Genomic DNA, 16934 nt, shown 5'->3' on the forward strand with positions numbered 1-16934 from the left:
AGTGACGATGTGTTATAAATTTCTCCGTCAGGTCCAGTTGTGTTTGTTCCGTTGGGATCATAGGTTTTAAATATAACTTTATCTCCCTTCCATTGATCCACAGGGATTAGCATCTCTGCCCAGGCATTGTGTAAACGATTGAAACACACAGCTGCTTTTTGACTGCAAGAAAGGGTATTCCACTGATCTTTTGGGATAGCAGCTAATGTTTTGGACACTGCAGGGTCCAACGGACTGCTTACTTCATAGGTAAAAGTACTTGTATTCCAATCCCCTGCGTTTGGCTTTGCTTTTAGGTAATAATATACTTTGCCGCTAGATGTAATCTTAGGCAGCGACGATGTGTTATAAGTTTCTCCGTCCGGCCCAGTTGTGTTTGTTCCATTAGAATTATAGGTTTTAAATACAACTTTATCACCTTGCCATTGGTCTACAGGAATCAGCATTTCTGCCCAGGCATTGTGCAAGCGACTAAAGCAAACATCCGCCAAAACTTTCGATGGATGAGTAGGATCATTTACATTCTTATGGTTAGTAGCATGAGCTTGAATGAAAATAAAACAAAAGAAGCTCAATAAAAAAGTAATAAATAAATTTCTTTTCATAATTATTCATGGTATTAGTGTTTTTCTAGATTCTCAATTCGGTTGAGCAAGCTTTCTATTAAAGCCTGTTGTTTTTTATTTTTTTCTTCTTCCTCTTTGATCTTTTTATTTTGTTCGATGGAATAAAGGGTTAATTCCTCTATTTTTTCTAATAATTTAGCATCCATAGCTCCAAGGTCTACTCCATTTTTTATAACTTCGTCTGCAGAAGGAATATTAGGCAAATGACCTCTATCCTGAATGTGCTTTTCTACCTCAGATAATGGCATCAATGGATAATCTTTTTTGAATACATAGTCTGCCCAACCATTCGCAGAAGCAACCTCCACTTTTACTCTTTCTGCTTTAATACCGTCTTTTACATAAAGTCTATACTTAGAATCATTATCATATTGATCTGTCCCAATGGCCACCTTTCCCGTGTTGAAAAGTACCAGCAGGTTTTTATGTACCGCATCTGAAAAACGTATTCTGGTTATCCCTGGGGAGTTAGGAGTACTGGTATCAGAATTAGGATCTGTTGCATTATCATTATCCATATGGATATTCAGATTACGGCCACTTAAAAGTCTCATAACCGCATCATTGGGCTGTGCCCATTGTGAGAAACAAGAATTGCATGGAGAAAGTGCCAGTTGTAAATTTCCGGTTCCTGAAACTCCGCTTCCGATATTGATACTCTGCCCCTCAAGTTTGAAGATCTGTTGGTTATTCTGTTTAAAAATGATTGGATTATCATCCGTTGTACCGATAAAATTGGTTGAAGGATTGGTTCCTGCATTACCGGTAAGATTCCAACCATTACCTCCTCCACTACCTGTTCCCTCTGCCAACACAACCTTACCTTGGGCGTCTACTCCGAGAAGTTTGGCATTGGGAGTCGTAGGAGAATTAGATGTAAGATTAGTAAACCTTACTCCACTATCATTTTGGATACCACTGGAAACTTCAAGCCTGGCCGTTGGCTTTTCTATTCCTATTCCTATATTACCATTTTTTAAAACAGAAAATAAATTATTCCAAATAGCTCTTGTACCTTTCTCCCAAATTTGCCAGGCATCATCATAGGGCCTTACTCCATAAGCAAAGCTTCCGGTTTGAATATCATCATTACCATTATATGTAGAATAAAAATCAAGATTATATGAATTATCATTTCTTATAATCGCGACGTGATCCCCCAAAGAAGTTTTGTTGTATAATTCAAGATAGGACTGAGGAAAGTTAGTACCAATTCCGACTCTTCCTCCTAAAAGAGCATTCCCTCCTACATACATTTGCCCATCATGTCTTAATGAAAATGTAACATCCTCATTTCCGGCCCCAAAGACAATATTTTTCATAAAATACCTGTCAGGATTTCTCAAATGTGCTGTTCTTAGTTCAAATTGATTGCTCCCAACTCCTCCATCATGAAGTACAGTAAGCTTTGCTTGGGGGGTAGTAGTTCCTATTCCAATATAACCTGTAGAAGGATTTGTAGTCGCACTTATATCGCCGCCTGGAGAATATATTTGCGCCTGAATAAAAATGCTTCCTAAGAAACTTAAGGAAACAATAGTAAATAATTGTTTTCTCATGATTATAATTTTTTAAGTGTTATTCTTTTCCCATCGTATCTTTTAATCTTCTATTTTCTTCTTTTAACTCTTTAATATCTTTACTCATCTGAATCTGATATAATGTCAGTTCTTCTATTTTCTGCAACAATTTGGAGTTCATTTCGCCCAGATCTACTCCATTTTTTACGACTTCATCTGCAGATGGAATATTAGGCAGATGACCTTTATCCTGAATGTGTTTTTCCACCTCAGATAATGGCATCAATGGATAATCTTTTTTGAATACATAATCTGCCCAACCATTAGCAGAAGCAACCTCTACCTTTACCCTTTCTGCTTTAATACCATCTTTTACATAAAGTCTATACTTAGAATCATTATCATATTGATCTGTTCCAATGGCTACCTTTCCTGTGTTGAAAAGTACCAACAGATTTTTATGGACTGCGTCTGAAAAACGTATTCTGGTTATCCCTGGCGAGTTGGGAGTACTGGTATCTGAATTAGGATCTGTTGCATTATCATTATCCATGTGGATATTCAGGTTACGACCACTTAAAAGTCTCATAACGGCATCATTAGGTTGTGCCCATTGTGAGAAACAAGAATTACATGGAGAAAGTGCCAATTGTAAATTTCCGGTTCCTGAAACTCCGCTTCCGATATTGATACTCTGCCCCTCAAGTTTGAAGACCTGTTGGTTATTCTGTTTAAAAATGATTGGATTATCATCTGTTGTACCGATAAAATTGGTTGAAGGATTGGTTCCTGCATTACCGGTAAGCCCCCAACTATTCCCCGAACCATCTCCTGAGTTTTCAGCCAATACAACCTTACCTTGGGCATCTACCCCAAGAAGTTTTGTATGAGGAGTTGTGGGTGAATTAGAATTGAGTTTTGTAAAACGTAATCCACTATCGTTATCAGACTTTCCGGAAATTTCAAATCTTTCTTGCGGATTATTGGTTCCTATTCCGATATCTCCACTTCGCCCAAAGATCCAGTTTCCAATATTGAGCTCGTCACTCACATAATAACTGGAAGCTTTTACCTTATTTCCAATAAAAATATTATTATTTCCTTCCCATAAACCCTGACCTGCATAGTAGCCTATACCGATATTGGAGGAATATTTACTGGTATCTGTACTCGAACCATTATTGCTGGATAAATCATATAATGAATAACTCCCTATAGCAACATTATAATTTCCAATCAATAAACGGCTTAGTGAAGAACTTCCTACGGCAACATTTTCTACGATATCAATTCCCCGTGGAGGGTTGCGCGTGGAGCTTAGAGCAGAAGCTCCAATGACGGTATTTCTAACAAATCTTTCATATCCCGACATTGTTCCTATACCTATGGCAACATTCGAACTTGGTGATTTTGAATTTTTTAATACCCCGAGTCCCATTACTGTATTTCCTATCCCATCAGTAGAAGCTACCAAACTGGATGTTCCGAATACCGTGTTACTCCACCCTTCCGTATTTGAAATAAAGCTGTTTATCCCAAATATAGCATTGCCACTGGTTCTGTCTAATGAAGCGTCATTACCACCTCCAAAAAAGAGGCTTCCATAACTCACTCCGGGAAAATTCGGATCCAGTTCTGACCTTGGAACAATAAATCTACCACTAGGAGTAATTCTTAGTTTTTCTGTATTGGCTGTTTTGAGAATCAACGGTTGATTATCCGTAGTCCCTATAAAATCGGTAGCTGAATTCGTACCTGAATTACCTGTAGTATTCCATGGTTGGGTTTGAGAATAACCAAAAGAAATGGTAAGAGTAGATAAAACGAGTATAATTTTTTTCATGGATAAGGTTTTAATAAATCTCCTCTATAAGTAAAATAAAAAGCCTTACTCATTTTTCTTTTATGGAAATAATGAGCAAGACAACACTCACTTATAGATATATATTTCTTTCATAGAGGAGACTCGTGTTTTTTTCTATATAAATCTATAATAAGCTCCACTTTCAATGCAAACGTATAGAGAAAGAAGCTATTTAAATTGATAAATTTGATGAGTAAAAACAGAAAATATTTACGTAAAAAAACAATATGAAAAAGATTTAAAAATTTGATAATCAAAAAATTAAAAAAGTCAATTCATTTTCGTACTTTTGATTATATTAATTCCTCCCTATGAGAATTTTTCTATGGATTGTATTTTTCTTTATAGGCTACTATCAGGCTTTTATAAAAAGTCCGCTTAATGATTTACGCCTTATTTTTGAAAATAAAAACAAAAATTTTACCACAAATTCTTCTCAAGTAGAAAATATCCCGGACCTATCCAATTTTTTGAATGGGGATGACGAATTAAAAAGGGTGAATAAGGAAAATTTTATTTTAAAGGAATCGCACGCATATGAAAGAAACCTTCGCAACAGTATTGCCCTGATTTCTCTGTTGACATTTTCTATACTTTTATGGCTTACCTTCACCTATTATCGAAAGCAGGAATATTATAAAACACTATATCTTCAAACAATTACAAAACAAGAACCAAAAGAAGAATTCCTGTATGAACATATACAGCTTGAAAGGGATGAGCCAATCTATGAACAATTGGACATTAATCCTTTAATCGTAGAAAACATACTCTCTTATCTCAATACTTTTGAACAGAAAAAAAAATATTTAGTAAAAGATATTTCTCTTTTACATATGGCCAGAGAATGTGGTACCAATACTGCTTATCTCTCGAAAGTAATCAACCATTATAAAAAAAACAATTTTGCATCCTACCTTAACGATTTAAGGCTAAATCATGCTGTTGAGCTATGGAAAAATACGCCCAAACTCCGTTATAAAAGTATTCAGGGAATGGCAGATATGGTAGGCTTTAATACCGCTCAGAGTTTCTCCAAAAAATTCAACGAAAAATATAAAATATCTCCTACTCATTTTCTAAAAGATCTTAATCAGGATATTCAAAAACAGGTATTATAAATAATAAGATCAGGTAGCTTCTGATGATATTATCTGGCTTAAATTACAAGTATTTTTCAATTTTATTTATATTAATTCCAAATAATTTCAATTCTTTTTATTCATTGTCATAAATATTTAATACTTTAGCCTGATAATTTAAAGAAATGGGGATAGTCCTTAAACCAATTGATATTGTAGATGACATTTCACAAGAAGAATTTCGTGAAAAGTATCTAAAGCCATGTAAGCCAGTGGTAATCAAAAATATGGCAAAAAAGTGGCCTGCATATCAAAAATGGACAATGGAGTACATGAAGGAAGTGGTTGGCGACGTTGAAGTTCCTTTATATGACAGTTCTAAAGCAGATCCGGCAGCTCCTATTAATACACCGACAACAAAAATGCCTTTTGCAGATTATGTTGACCTTATTCAGAAAGAACCTACCGATCTTAGAATCTTCTTTTTTGATCCTATTAAGTTTGCACCTAAATTACTTGAAGATTATATTCCGCCGAAGAATCTAATGGGGGGATTTTTAGATAAATATCCCAGTATGTTTTTTGGTGGTAAAGGCTCTGTGACCTTTCTTCATTATGATATTGATATGCCTCACATTTTCCATACTCATTTCAACGGAAGAAAACATGTTCTTCTTTTTGAGTATAAATGGAAAACCCGATTGTATAAACTTCCTTATGCAACTTATGCTTTAGAAGATTATGATATTGCTAACCCGGATTTCGAGAAGTTTCCCGCACTAGATGGCATTGAAGGAATTGAGTGCTATCTGGAACATGGAGACACCTTATTTATGCCAACCGGCTGGTGGCATTGGATGAAATATCTGGATGGCTCTTTTTCCATCTCTTTGCGGGCATGGGATAAAAGTTGGGCTGTAAAAGCACATTCACTTTGGAATTTGGCTGTTCAGCGTAATTTCGATAATTTTATGAAAGGCCGCTACAAAAAAAGGTATATGGATTGGAAAGAAAGAAAAGCCATTGAAAGAGCTCATGATGCTTTAAAAAAAGGATTACCTAAATAAAAATATAAAACAGGTCGGAAGAAACTTCTTCCGACCTGTTTATTTAATGATCCATTTTCTGTTTAATCAGTTGCAATACGTTTAAAATTCATATGTTATATCTAAGCTATTTAATTTTTTTTTAAATTGCTTACTAAACTCCCTCATCTCTTAACACAGATCCATATGTTTGAAAAACTGATTGATAGCTTCGAAAAACTCTGTCTACAAATCATTATTGAAATTCTATTGGTTCCGGTAACCATTTTCAAATTGTTTCAAAAGCCGAGTCGGTGCTATGATTTTTCGGTACATGAGATGGAAAAAGATGAAACAGAACGTTTTCAAGATTATTTATCTCCCATCAAGTTATCCGTATATACGTCCGTTATTATTTCTGTATTATTAATGGATTATAGTGGAGAACAAAATTTTGTTTCAAAAATCAAGGGACTAAGTATGATGGAAAAAGCTTTATTCATATTTCTCATCAATAATTTTACGGCAGTCGTATTCAGTGTTATATTATTATGGTATAAGAAAGAAAAAGTAAATACAATAACCTTCCGTACTCTTTTGTTCTCCTTCATCTATACCACCGTATATACCTCTACTCCATTTTTCATATTAATTATTTCGGCAATGTTTTTAGGCCAGACCGTTGATGTACAAACATATTTATCAAATCTTGAAAAACTGGAAACTTATGGTATAAGAGATTATATCTTTTTTGTTGTATTCTTATTATTTGCTATTATAGGCATTATCGGTTTATTTAAGTTATTGAAAGCTTTACATTATATCCTCAAAGAAAACTTTCGATATCATCCTTATATAGTATGGATTTTTACCTTATTATTTTTTTGTATTCAGCTTTATTATGCCAGAGGCTTTGTATAAAAGCACAATCTACCCCGGCTAGGTAATTCAGTCTTATTTTTCAACCCGATTCTTTTGTTGTTGCAATAATGATTTAAGATTTTTCACTAAATGTACAAGTCTGTTCATTTTTGTTTAAATTTGTTGCAAACCTATATTTATTATGTCCAAACCCCGCGAAAGAATCTTAAACACTTCGATGACTCTTTTTCATCAACAGGGCTATAACAGCACCGGAATCAATCAGATCATTGAAGAAGCTGATGTTTCAAAGGCCAGTTTTTATCAGCATTTTAAATCTAAGGACGATCTATGCATTGAGTTTTTTAATAGAAGGTTTGATTACTGGGTATCTGAATTTCAAAATTTTATATCTGATGCGCAAACTATCGAAGAAAAGTTTTTAAAAGCATTTGACTTTCTGATCTATATGAATAAAAAGGAAGATTTCAGAGGATGTAGCTTTTTGAATATTATGTCTGAAATACCGATTGATAAAGTAGAAGTTCATAAGGTAATCCGCAATCACAAAGGCAAATTGAGAGATTCATTTTATGAAGATCTTAAAGATGAAGTTCTATCGGCTCATATCTATCTTCTTTTTGAAAGCTCAATACTAACAAGTCAGCTCTATAGATCCAATGAATTAATCGAAAAATCTAAACTCATTGTAAAAAAACTCTTACAACCCTCCTCTTCACACTAAGGGAATCAGATATACTTAAAAATAAGTAATTAATAAACTATGAAAAACTCTACTTTCTTGCAGAAGCATAATTCTGCAATATTCAAACTATGTCTTATCGGAAGCATTAGCATCGGCTCATTCATGTATTCTCAAGCCGGTAAAATGGGTATCAATACAATAAATCCCAAAGCAACGCTGGATATCAATGCCAAAACAGATGGAGCTTTACAAACAGAAGGGTTGATGATTCCTCGCCTTACAGGGGATCAAATTCAAACCATGACTACTAACATACAGCCAGGAACCGAATCTCTTATGATCTATGCTACCACAATTCCTATCTCTCCTACTTCAAAAGTATCCAAGATTACTCAACCCGGATATTATTTCTGGAATGGAAATAACTCGGAAAGTTATAAAAACGTGATTAATCACAAACCGCATTAGAGATTCCAATGCGGTTTTTTTATTCTTAAATTATCCTGTTAGTATTTTATGATTAACTTCAAACCATAGATAATGTATAAATCAATTCAACTTTTAGGTAATTGTTCCATGAGAATCTAATAATAACATTTTCTTAATTATAAAAAATACTTTTTATCTTTGTTTATTATCTCCTATGCAAGTTCCGAACATTGATTTTATTATAAAAACTGCTCTTCAGGCAGAATCTGAAGTTAAATATCCTGCCAAAAAAATTCTTCTGGATGAAGGAGAAATATCTACCAAGATGTTTTTTGTAAAAAGTGGAGCCCTGAGAGAATATTTTTATCAGGATGGCCGTGAGCTTACCCTGGAATTTATTACAGAAGGACAGGCTGTAGCTTCTTTTGAGAGTTTTCTTAACGGAACCAAAAGCCAATTTATCATTGAAACATTGGAGCCTACTATTGTATATGAACTGGAAGCAGAAAGTTTCCGAGAATTGATCAATAATCAGAGTTTTCAGCAGACTTTTAATCCACTCTTTTATCAACGTTTCGGCGAGATTACCCAACGATTGATGTCTTTTATAAAAGATTCTCCTCAAAAAAGATATGAAGACCTTTTAAAAGACAGACCAGAACTTTTATTACGGTTTCCACAACATTATATTGCATCCTATCTTGGGATCACCAGTGTGTCTTTGAGCAGAATCAGAAACCGCAGGTAATTTCTTTACAATTGTTATCGTCCGAAGGCTGATCCTGGATATAATTTTGCTTCATATTTAATATTAAGCTATGAAAAATTTTATCCAAGACGTTTTTGCTCATGTTTTAGAAAATCCTGTATTTGATGAAATATTAATTGAAACGTATTTCTCAAAAGACTATGTGCAATTCGTTGATCATCTACAATTGGATTATGAAGACTTTGTTCTACATATCAAAAAATTGAAAGAAAAGATTTCCAAACAAAGCATTGAAATTCTTCATTATGCAGAAAACGGAAATATCATTTTCACCAATCATCATGTAGAATCTTTGTTAAAAGATGGAAGCATGGTCAAGCATAAAGTATTGGCAGAATTTACCATTCAAAATGGGAAAATTATTCAATGTGATGAATTGACTTTACTACTGGAAGGTTCCCAAACAGAAAAGAATCTGGGTTCTGAAATGTAAATTTAAATCTAACAATTCATTTATGGTTTTCCGTAAATATTCCATGCTTACAATCCTTAATTTTGATTAGTATATTAATTTCTTAAAATAATAACCATGGCATGGAGCTACAGAAAGAGAATCAAGGTGATTCCCGGAATACATCTTAATTTCAGTAAAAGAGGGATTTCAACATCAATTGGTATAAAGGGGGCAAGCATTAATTTTAGCAAGTCAGGAACCACAGTGTCAACCAGTGTTCTTGGATTTTCGAATCGTTATAAGTTATCAGATTCCGGATCAAGATCTCGTCCAATCTTATCAAATCCTGAACCCAATATTGACTATTCTTTTCTAATTGATGACAATATTTTCAGTGCTGAAATTCATGAAATTACCAGTCAGAATATGCAGGGTATTAAAGAAGCTATTATCCTAGCTCATCAACAGAAAAAAGAGCTCATATCAGATCTTCGGAAAATCAGGCTAACCCTTTCTATAACAAAAACAAAGAAAATACTGAGTTATGTATTTCTATTTGGGTTGATTAATAAAAAAATTTCTAAAAATACAAACCGCGATATAAAAATACAACAAGAAGCCATCAATCAGACAAAAAAAATGATAGAGAGTTGCTATGTAAATCTCGAAATTGATTTTGATTGTGAAATTAAAAGAAAATTTGAAAAGGTTTATGAGAGCTTTCAAAAACTTACAACATCACATAAAATATGGGATATTACAAGTGCTTATATTCAGGACAGAGTAGCTATGCGTTCCTCTGCAAGTACTCTTGTCAATAGGCGGGAAGTTCATTTTTCACTAAAATCAATTCCTTATATAAAATCAGACTTTCAGGCACTCTATATGAAAAATGCCAACGGAGCAGATCTTTATATTTATCCAACATTTATAGTGATGTATAACAATGAAAACAGCTTTGCCATCATCGGAATCAAAGAGTTAAATTTATTGCATACTTATACTCGCTTTACTGAAACATCAGCAGTCCCAAAAGATTCAAAAATAATTGGGCAAACATGGGCAAAAGTTAACAAAAATGGAACTCGCGACAAAAGATTTAAAAATAACTATCAAATTCCGGTTGTCCGCTACGGACATCTTAAGCTTTCTACTCATACAGGTGTTTGTGAAGAATATGAATTAAGTAATTATGAACTGACAGAAGAATTTGGTCAAGCTTTCAAAGACTTTCAGTCTGAATTCAAATAAGTCTATAAAATTAAAAAAAGATTGTTTTCATTTTGTTAGGCTATATTTTTTCCCAGCTTGTACATTAACGATTATGATATTTTTAATTTTTAACTTATAAGCCATTAAGAAAGTTCGATTCTTAAAGGGATTAAGAGATTGCTTTATCTTTGGCTCGCAATGCCAGTACGGCAAACTTTATTTTTTCTTAATGGTTTATTTCTCCTTTTCAATTATTCTAGTAAATATGCTTCCGTAGAAATTCAGCGGTATAGGACGTTTTATTTTTTAATAAATCTTCCGGAGTTCCTTCAAAAACGATCTTTCCGCCATATTTTCCTGCACCGATGCCAATATCAATAATCCAGTCGGCCTGTGCTATAATATCCAGATTATGTTCAATCACAATTAATGTATTCCCCAGATCTACAAGACGATTAAAAAATATAAGCAGCTTCTGAGTATCACTTGGATGTAAACCTGTACTCGGTTCATCTAAAATAATGGTTTGATTGCTATTTTTCAATTCTTTCGTCAGTTTAAGACGCTGCCTTTCTCCTCCGGAAAAACTGTCTAACCTTTGCCCTAATGTCAGGTAATCCAATCCCAATTGTAACAATAAATCAAAATTTTTGAGAATAGATTCTTCTGTAAAGAAATGAACAGCTTCAGAAACCGTCAGATCCATTACCTCTGCAATGGTTTTCCCGTTGTATGCATACTGCAATACATCAGGATTAAAGCCTGAACCACCACAAACTTCACAAGGCTGTTCAATATCATCCATAAAAGCAAGGTCTATTCTTTCCACTCCCAGCCCTTTACAATTGAGACAAGCTCCTTCACTGTTTCTGCTGAACAGTTTGTCTGAAATATGATTAACCTGGGCAAAAAGTTTTCGCACAGTATCTGATATACCCAGATAGGTAAGCAAATTGGATCGGGCACTGGCCGCAAACAAAGACTGATCTATAATAGTCACTTCCGGATAAAAATCCGGCAACACACGATTAATCAATGTACTTTTTCCTGATCCTGCCACTCCGGTAACGACGGTCATTACTCTGGTGGGAATGTTAACACTTACATTTTTAAGATTGTATAAATTGGCATTTTTAATTTCAAGATATCCTCTCGGCTTTCTGAATTCCTTCCTCAAAGCAGGTTTCCTGGCAAAGTATGCCCCTGTCTTCCCTTTTGAAGTTTTTAAATGTTCAAATGTTCCTTCGTATACTACTTTTCCTCCGTTCTTTCCGGAGCCGGGACCTATATCTATAACATGATCTGCCATTGTAATCAGATCGGGATCATGTTCTACGATTAAAACAGAATTCCCTTTATCCCTGATTTGCATGATGATCGATATGATATTTTGCAGGTCTTTGGGATGAAGGCCAATACTTGGTTCATCAAAAATATATAACAGATCAACCAAACTGTTTCCCAGACTTCGTACCATTTTTATCCGTTGGGATTCTCCACCTGAAAGGGAATTGGTATTTCTATCTAATGTAAGATATTGCAGGCCAATCGTTATTATATTTTGTAACTTTGTTGAAAGTTCATTGATAATCACTTCATACGTTTGGGTATCCAACGAAGTAATGAATTCCAGTAATTCATCAACAGAAAGGGCACTACAATCTGCTATATTTTTTCCTTTGATTTTGCAGGACAAGATTTTTTCGTTCAGGCGTTGTCCCTCACATACCGGGCATGTTTTTGTAATGACAACATGATTCAAGGCATCTTTTCTTGTTATATTTTCTTTAGAATCTTTTTTCAGAAACGCTTTTTCAATCCGGGGAATTATCCCTTCATATTTTACTGTTTTTCCCCAATCTTTATGTGGATGCCTGGGTTTATGTTCCGGTGCATATAAAAGCATTTCCCATTCCTCTTCGGAAAAGTCCTTCAGCTTTTTATCATTATCAAAATAACCGGATAAAGTATATCTTGTTAAACGCCATCCTCCCGGTTGGAATGTAGGAAACTGAATTGCTCCTTCATGTAAAGACTTATTCTTATCAATTAAAGTATTTATATTCAATGTCTGAACAAAGCCTAAGCCTTCACACTCAGGGCACATGCCCTGGGGATTATTAAATGAAAAAACATTGGAATACCCTACAAATGGCTCTCCTAATCTGGAAAATAGCAATCGTAAAGAAGCAGAAATATCAGCTGCTGTTCCCACAGTAGATCTTGCATTCCCTCCCAATCGCTTCTGATTGATGATAATTGGAACGTTAAGGTTTTCAATTTTATCAACATCCGGTACTCCGTAATGTTGCAGACGATTTCTGACAAAGCTGTTCTGAGTCTCATTAATTTGTCGTTGGGCTTCTGCTCCGATAGTTTCAAAAACCAGCGATGATTTTCCCGATCCCGATACCCCGGTAAAGACCACAACCTTATGCTTTGGAATTTTTATGGAAATATTTTTGAGATTATTTTGCCTTGCATTGGTAATTTCTATATTTTCCATGGTAAAAATGATTAACTTTGTTAATAGTTAACTAAATTAAGTATATTTTTCATGAAAACCATTGAAAAAGAGTTTTTTAACACCTTTACTGACTTTCAATGTCTTATTCTGGCTCACATGAATCGGGGAGATATTAATGGTGTTACAGCCACACACTATAATATCATTGAATTTATCCTGAGAAAAGAAAATGCAACAGGAAAAGGAATCGCAATAGCATTTAATATCAGTCAGGCAGCTATTTCAAAGCAGTTAAAATTTTTAATTAACCATGATTTCATCATCCAGAAACAAGATGAAAACGATCGCAGAAAATTCAACCTTTCTGTGACGGAAAAAGGGAAGTTTATTATACAAAATTCGGAGACTTTCCGTAAAAATATTACTCAACAGACCGCTTCCATACTGACTTCAAGAGAATTGGAAGATTTTAATTATTTGTTAAGCAAAGTATTACATCAAATCAAGCTTTAATTTTTATAGGTACCAAACAGCCTGTCCCAAATAGAAGTATAAAAACCAAAATTCTTTGTTTCATTTAAATGATGCAGATTATGAAATCTGGTTGTTCCTACAAAAAAACGGTCAAATTGAGCCGGAAAAAATTCTCTGTTGAGATGTCCTATAGTTCCCCAGATAAGATTAATCAACAAATAGATTGAAATTGAAACAACAGAAAAATCATAACACATCAATAAAATCAACATCATCAATCCGAATCCTATTGTTTCGAAAGGGTGCAACACAAACAGGCTTAAAAAATTCGTACTCGTATGCTCATGATGCTTACCGTGCAGCATTTTATACACCAGTGGTACATGAGCTGCATAATGAAAGAAATACATCAAAAGATCCATTAAAAGAAGCAATGCAAGAACCTCCAGACATAAAGTCCCTACAGATAACTTCTGCCCTAATTCAATCCATCCGTTTTTCCACAAAAAAACACCTATCAATAGAACAGAACTATTACAAACAACGGTAAAAAGACTAAGATAAATGTCTGAGACCGTAATAGGATGGTTTTTCTCTTGTAATGGACTTTTATGACAAGTTTTATCAATAAAAATATAAAGTCCGATGGAGAATGAATACAAAAATATATTGATGATAAGACTGAAGGTCATCCACTGTGACCAGGAAAATTGCCAAAACATTTCTAAATAACCGGAAAGTTCAGTCTCATTAAAACTCATCATCTGCTAACTTAATGGTATAAATGTATGAAATTCACAATAAACAATTGTATTTACATATGAAGTTTATCGGAATCATTTACATAGAATTTTTAAACTTTTATATTGATTATTTTTAACCACAAAAGATTTAACCACTTAAGTTTTTTTTAGAGCCAGGCCTTATGCATAATAAGGACACCTAAGCTTTGTGAAAATCTTTGATTTTCATCTTATGTGGACTTTTCTACGGAATTGTTTTAAATAAACTTACTTAAGTGAACTAAAGTGTTTTAAAATGAAAGCTTCTGTGGTTTATAAAGTTTAAACAACTTTACAATAAAATCCTGCACTTGCAGGACTTTTATCTATCAATTCTGTTAATTATGGAAATAGAATATCTGCTACACAAGCAGAATCTTCAGATTGTGATTGAATACATTCTTTTACCTCATCCATATGCTGTTCAAACAAATTCATAATCAGATCTACAGTCACCCCTTCAAATTGCTTTTCTACCCATGGTTTAATACATTGTAAGATCTCTTCATCTGACTTATTCACTGTTATACAAGAACGAATATCCGGTACTGCTGTCACGATTGATTGTCGAAATGTCTTCTGAATCAGGCTTTGTACATCCATATTTTTTTCATTAGACAAAATTGCGATATCAATTTTTCCTATTCGCCCATTCTGATTGGTAAACATAAATATTTCATAGGTAACTCCGTCTGAAAGCTTACTTACTGTACTACGCACTATGGTAGCATTCATTACACTGGAGTTTTCATACATTTTGATCTTTACAACAGGAGAAGCATAAACTTTTCCAAAAGAAAAAATAAACAGACATACTGTAAAGAAAAAACATAGTCTGGAAATTATATTTGTTTTCATAGTATAGCATTTTATGGTACACAAATCACCAAAAGCATAATAGTCTTTATATCAATGATTTGCGCATGATAAAATTAAAAACATTTTTTTAAATCCGCTAATATTTTTTTTACTTTTTAAAAAACATTTAATTTTCATTGGTATAATCAATGATTTTTGATTGTAACATTGAATTGCCTGCAATTTTTTTCTTTCAATATGTAAGCATTAAAAATCCCTTTCTTTATGGATAAGAAGGGAATAATTTATGGTAATTATATACAATTTTACACTAATGCAGTTATTTTATTATTATGAACTTGTCATTCTGAATGTAACGAAGTGAAATGAAGAATCTAAGCCGGATTATGAGATTCTTTTGAACTGCGTTCGCAGACCTTCAGTCTGTGTCAGAAATCGAAGATTTGACGTAGTCAATGACAATGGTGTAAAATTGTATATAGTCACCTAATTTATATATACTCAGTCAGATCTTTTTATTCCAGTACAGCTAAAGAAACTTCTTGAAAATTTGATAGCGTGTAATCCGCAATATCAAATTTTATATTGTGATCATTATTGGTAAAAACAATTGTCTTCATTCCTGCATCTTTGGCAGCCCTCAATCCTGAACGACTATCTTCAATGGCAATACAATATTCAGGGGAAATACCCAAATCTTTGGCAGAAGTTAAATATACTGCAGGATGAGGTTTTCCATAAAGTTCAAACTCCGATGAGTGAACGGTATCAAACAGATTCCGAATCTGAAGTTTTTCAAGGACAGCATCGGCAACCTGTAATGGAGCATTGGTAGCCAGTCCGATTTTATAATTTTTCGTTTTAAGGTTTTTAATAAATTCCTGAACCCCGGACATGGTACAATCCTCCGACTGGATATATTCAATCACTTTGGAAATCACTTTCTGTTCTACTGACACAACATCCAAATTTTCCCACGGAAACCTTTCATACCAAAATTCGGTTACTTCTTTAGTTGTCATATATTTGGTTTGTGCGGCCAACTCTTCCGTTACCTCTACCCCGTAAGAAGAAAATACATCGAGTTCAGCTTTTGCCCAAAAGCCTTCCGAATCCACAAGAACACCATCCATGTCAAATATTACTGCTTGTAAAGTCACGTTTTTGAGTTATGAGTTATTATAGGTACAAAGTTATTGAGTAATCTTATAAACACAGCGTTGACCGCCTGAAATAATGTGGTCTACCCTTTCCACATGATAATCTTTCCCTATTAAAGATTGAAAATTCGATAATTCGGCACGACAAAACCCTTGACATTCGGTGGCCGCGGCACATATCGGACAATGATTTTCAATCAGAAAATAATCATTCCCTTCTTTCTTCCATTCTGCCATGTATCCTTCCTTACTTCGTACTTCAGCTAATGCTTCCAAACGCTGTTCCAGAGATTTTGTTTTGGAGAGTACTTTCTCATATCTGTCATGAGTATTTTTTTCCCGATCAGTAATTAATAAGTTCAATGCATTTTCTCCTAAAAGATTTTTCACGGACTTCAATAGTTGTACGGTAACCTCTGCATGTGTATCCGGAAACTGAGACAAGCCTTTTTCGGTAAGGGCATAATAAGTAGATGGACGCCCCACCCCTTCACTTTTCACAGAGGATTCAATCAACCCTTCATTGGCCAGATTCAGCAAATGCTTTCTCGCCCCTTCTTTCGTGATGGATAATTCTTCAGAGATGACCAGAGAAGTTACCTCTCCTCTCATCTTGATAAACATCAGAATACGATCTGCAGCCGGCTTCTTCATTTGACAATATTTAGGTTGTTTTATTTTTCAACAACAAATATAGTCATTTTCTATAATCTTCATTAAAAAACAACAACAAACTCATTTAAA

17 protein-coding genes are annotated in these 16934 nt (G+C 34.1%); 9 read left to right on the forward strand and 8 right to left on the reverse strand.

The window, feature by feature from the left end:
* The 3 genes from CW752_RS13200 to CW752_RS13210 all read right to left on the reverse strand — a co-directional run.
* A partial coding sequence (locus CW752_RS13200; protein ID WP_133121690.1) for a hypothetical protein occupies positions 1 to 605 on the reverse strand: 605 nt, incomplete at its 3' end.
* Between the two features lie 14 nt (positions 606 to 619).
* Positions 620 to 2185: a hypothetical protein gene (locus CW752_RS13205; RefSeq protein WP_101240179.1), complete on the reverse strand. Its 1566-nt coding sequence runs from the start codon at positions 2183 to 2185 to the stop codon at positions 620 to 622.
* Between the two features lie 19 nt (positions 2186 to 2204).
* Complete coding sequence (locus tag CW752_RS13210) at positions 2205 to 3989, reverse strand: hypothetical protein (RefSeq protein ID WP_101240180.1); 1785 nt, start codon at positions 3987 to 3989, stop codon at positions 2205 to 2207.
* A gap of 332 nt (positions 3990 to 4321) precedes the next feature.
* Between CW752_RS13210 and CW752_RS13215 the strand changes: the two genes are divergently transcribed.
* The 8 genes from CW752_RS13215 to CW752_RS13250 all read left to right on the forward strand — a co-directional run bounded on the left by CW752_RS13215 (position 4322) and on the right by CW752_RS13250 (position 10527).
* A complete protein-coding gene (locus CW752_RS13215) occupies positions 4322 to 5131 on the forward strand; it encodes a helix-turn-helix domain-containing protein (protein WP_101240181.1) in 810 nt (269 codons plus the stop codon).
* 146 nt (positions 5132 to 5277) lie between these two features.
* A complete protein-coding gene (locus CW752_RS13220; protein ID WP_101240182.1) occupies positions 5278 to 6159 on the forward strand; it encodes a cupin-like domain-containing protein in 882 nt (293 codons plus the stop codon).
* A gap of 165 nt (positions 6160 to 6324) precedes the next feature.
* On the forward strand, positions 6325 to 7038 hold the full coding sequence (locus tag CW752_RS13225; protein WP_101240183.1) for a hypothetical protein: 714 nt from the start codon (positions 6325 to 6327) through the stop codon (positions 7036 to 7038).
* A gap of 142 nt (positions 7039 to 7180) precedes the next feature.
* Positions 7181 to 7723, forward strand: coding sequence for a TetR/AcrR family transcriptional regulator (locus tag CW752_RS13230; protein ID WP_101240184.1), 543 nt, complete (start codon positions 7181 to 7183; stop codon positions 7721 to 7723).
* Positions 7724 to 7762: 39 nt separating this feature from the next.
* Positions 7763 to 8152: a hypothetical protein gene (locus CW752_RS13235; RefSeq protein WP_133121691.1), complete on the forward strand. Its 390-nt coding sequence runs from the start codon at positions 7763 to 7765 to the stop codon at positions 8150 to 8152.
* Between the two features lie 175 nt (positions 8153 to 8327).
* The gene (locus CW752_RS13240; protein ID WP_101240186.1) at positions 8328 to 8861 is read left to right on the forward strand and encodes a Crp/Fnr family transcriptional regulator; all 534 of its coding nucleotides are present in this window, start codon (positions 8328 to 8330) and stop codon (positions 8859 to 8861) included.
* Positions 8862 to 8931: 70 nt separating this feature from the next.
* Positions 8932 to 9315: a hypothetical protein gene (locus CW752_RS13245; protein WP_101240187.1), complete on the forward strand. Its 384-nt coding sequence runs from the start codon at positions 8932 to 8934 to the stop codon at positions 9313 to 9315.
* A 96-nt stretch (positions 9316 to 9411) separates the two neighbouring features.
* Positions 9412 to 10527, forward strand: coding sequence for a DUF4236 domain-containing protein (locus CW752_RS13250; RefSeq protein WP_101240188.1), 1116 nt, complete (start codon positions 9412 to 9414; stop codon positions 10525 to 10527).
* Between the two features lie 217 nt (positions 10528 to 10744).
* On the opposite strand, the gene CW752_RS13255 is transcribed toward CW752_RS13250, so the two are convergent.
* A complete protein-coding gene (locus CW752_RS13255) occupies positions 10745 to 12994 on the reverse strand; it encodes an ATP-binding cassette domain-containing protein (RefSeq protein ID WP_101240189.1) in 2250 nt (749 codons plus the stop codon).
* A gap of 51 nt (positions 12995 to 13045) precedes the next feature.
* Here CW752_RS13255 and CW752_RS13260 point away from each other — a divergent pair, with 51 nt between their 5' ends.
* The gene (locus CW752_RS13260; protein ID WP_101240190.1) at positions 13046 to 13468 is read left to right on the forward strand and encodes a MarR family winged helix-turn-helix transcriptional regulator; all 423 of its coding nucleotides are present in this window, start codon (positions 13046 to 13048) and stop codon (positions 13466 to 13468) included.
* On the opposite strand, the gene CW752_RS13265 is transcribed toward CW752_RS13260, so the two are convergent.
* The 4 genes from CW752_RS13265 to CW752_RS13280 all read right to left on the reverse strand — a co-directional run bounded on the left by CW752_RS13265 (position 13465) and on the right by CW752_RS13280 (position 16844).
* Positions 13465 to 14193 carry a sterol desaturase family protein gene (locus tag CW752_RS13265; RefSeq protein WP_228401769.1) on the reverse strand — a complete coding sequence of 243 codons (729 nt, stop codon included), beginning with the start codon at positions 14191 to 14193 and terminating at the stop codon, positions 13465 to 13467. The two genes, CW752_RS13260 and CW752_RS13265, sit on opposite strands and share 4 nt — an antisense overlap.
* A 360-nt stretch (positions 14194 to 14553) precedes the next feature.
* On the reverse strand, positions 14554 to 15069 hold the full coding sequence (locus CW752_RS13270; RefSeq protein ID WP_101240192.1) for a hypothetical protein: 516 nt from the start codon (positions 15067 to 15069) through the stop codon (positions 14554 to 14556).
* A 476-nt stretch (positions 15070 to 15545) separates the two neighbouring features.
* The gene (gene hxpB / locus CW752_RS13275; protein WP_101240193.1) at positions 15546 to 16190 is read right to left on the reverse strand and encodes a hexitol phosphatase HxpB; all 645 of its coding nucleotides are present in this window, start codon (positions 16188 to 16190) and stop codon (positions 15546 to 15548) included.
* 33 nt (positions 16191 to 16223) lie between these two features.
* Complete coding sequence (locus tag CW752_RS13280) at positions 16224 to 16844, reverse strand: helix-turn-helix transcriptional regulator (protein WP_101240194.1); 621 nt, start codon at positions 16842 to 16844, stop codon at positions 16224 to 16226.
* Positions 16845 to 16934 lie beyond the last annotated feature (90 nt).

Origin of the sequence: Chryseobacterium sp. PMSZPI, from assembly GCF_002835665.1 — a bacterium.
Taxonomy (GTDB): domain Bacteria; phylum Bacteroidota; class Bacteroidia; order Flavobacteriales; family Weeksellaceae; genus Chryseobacterium.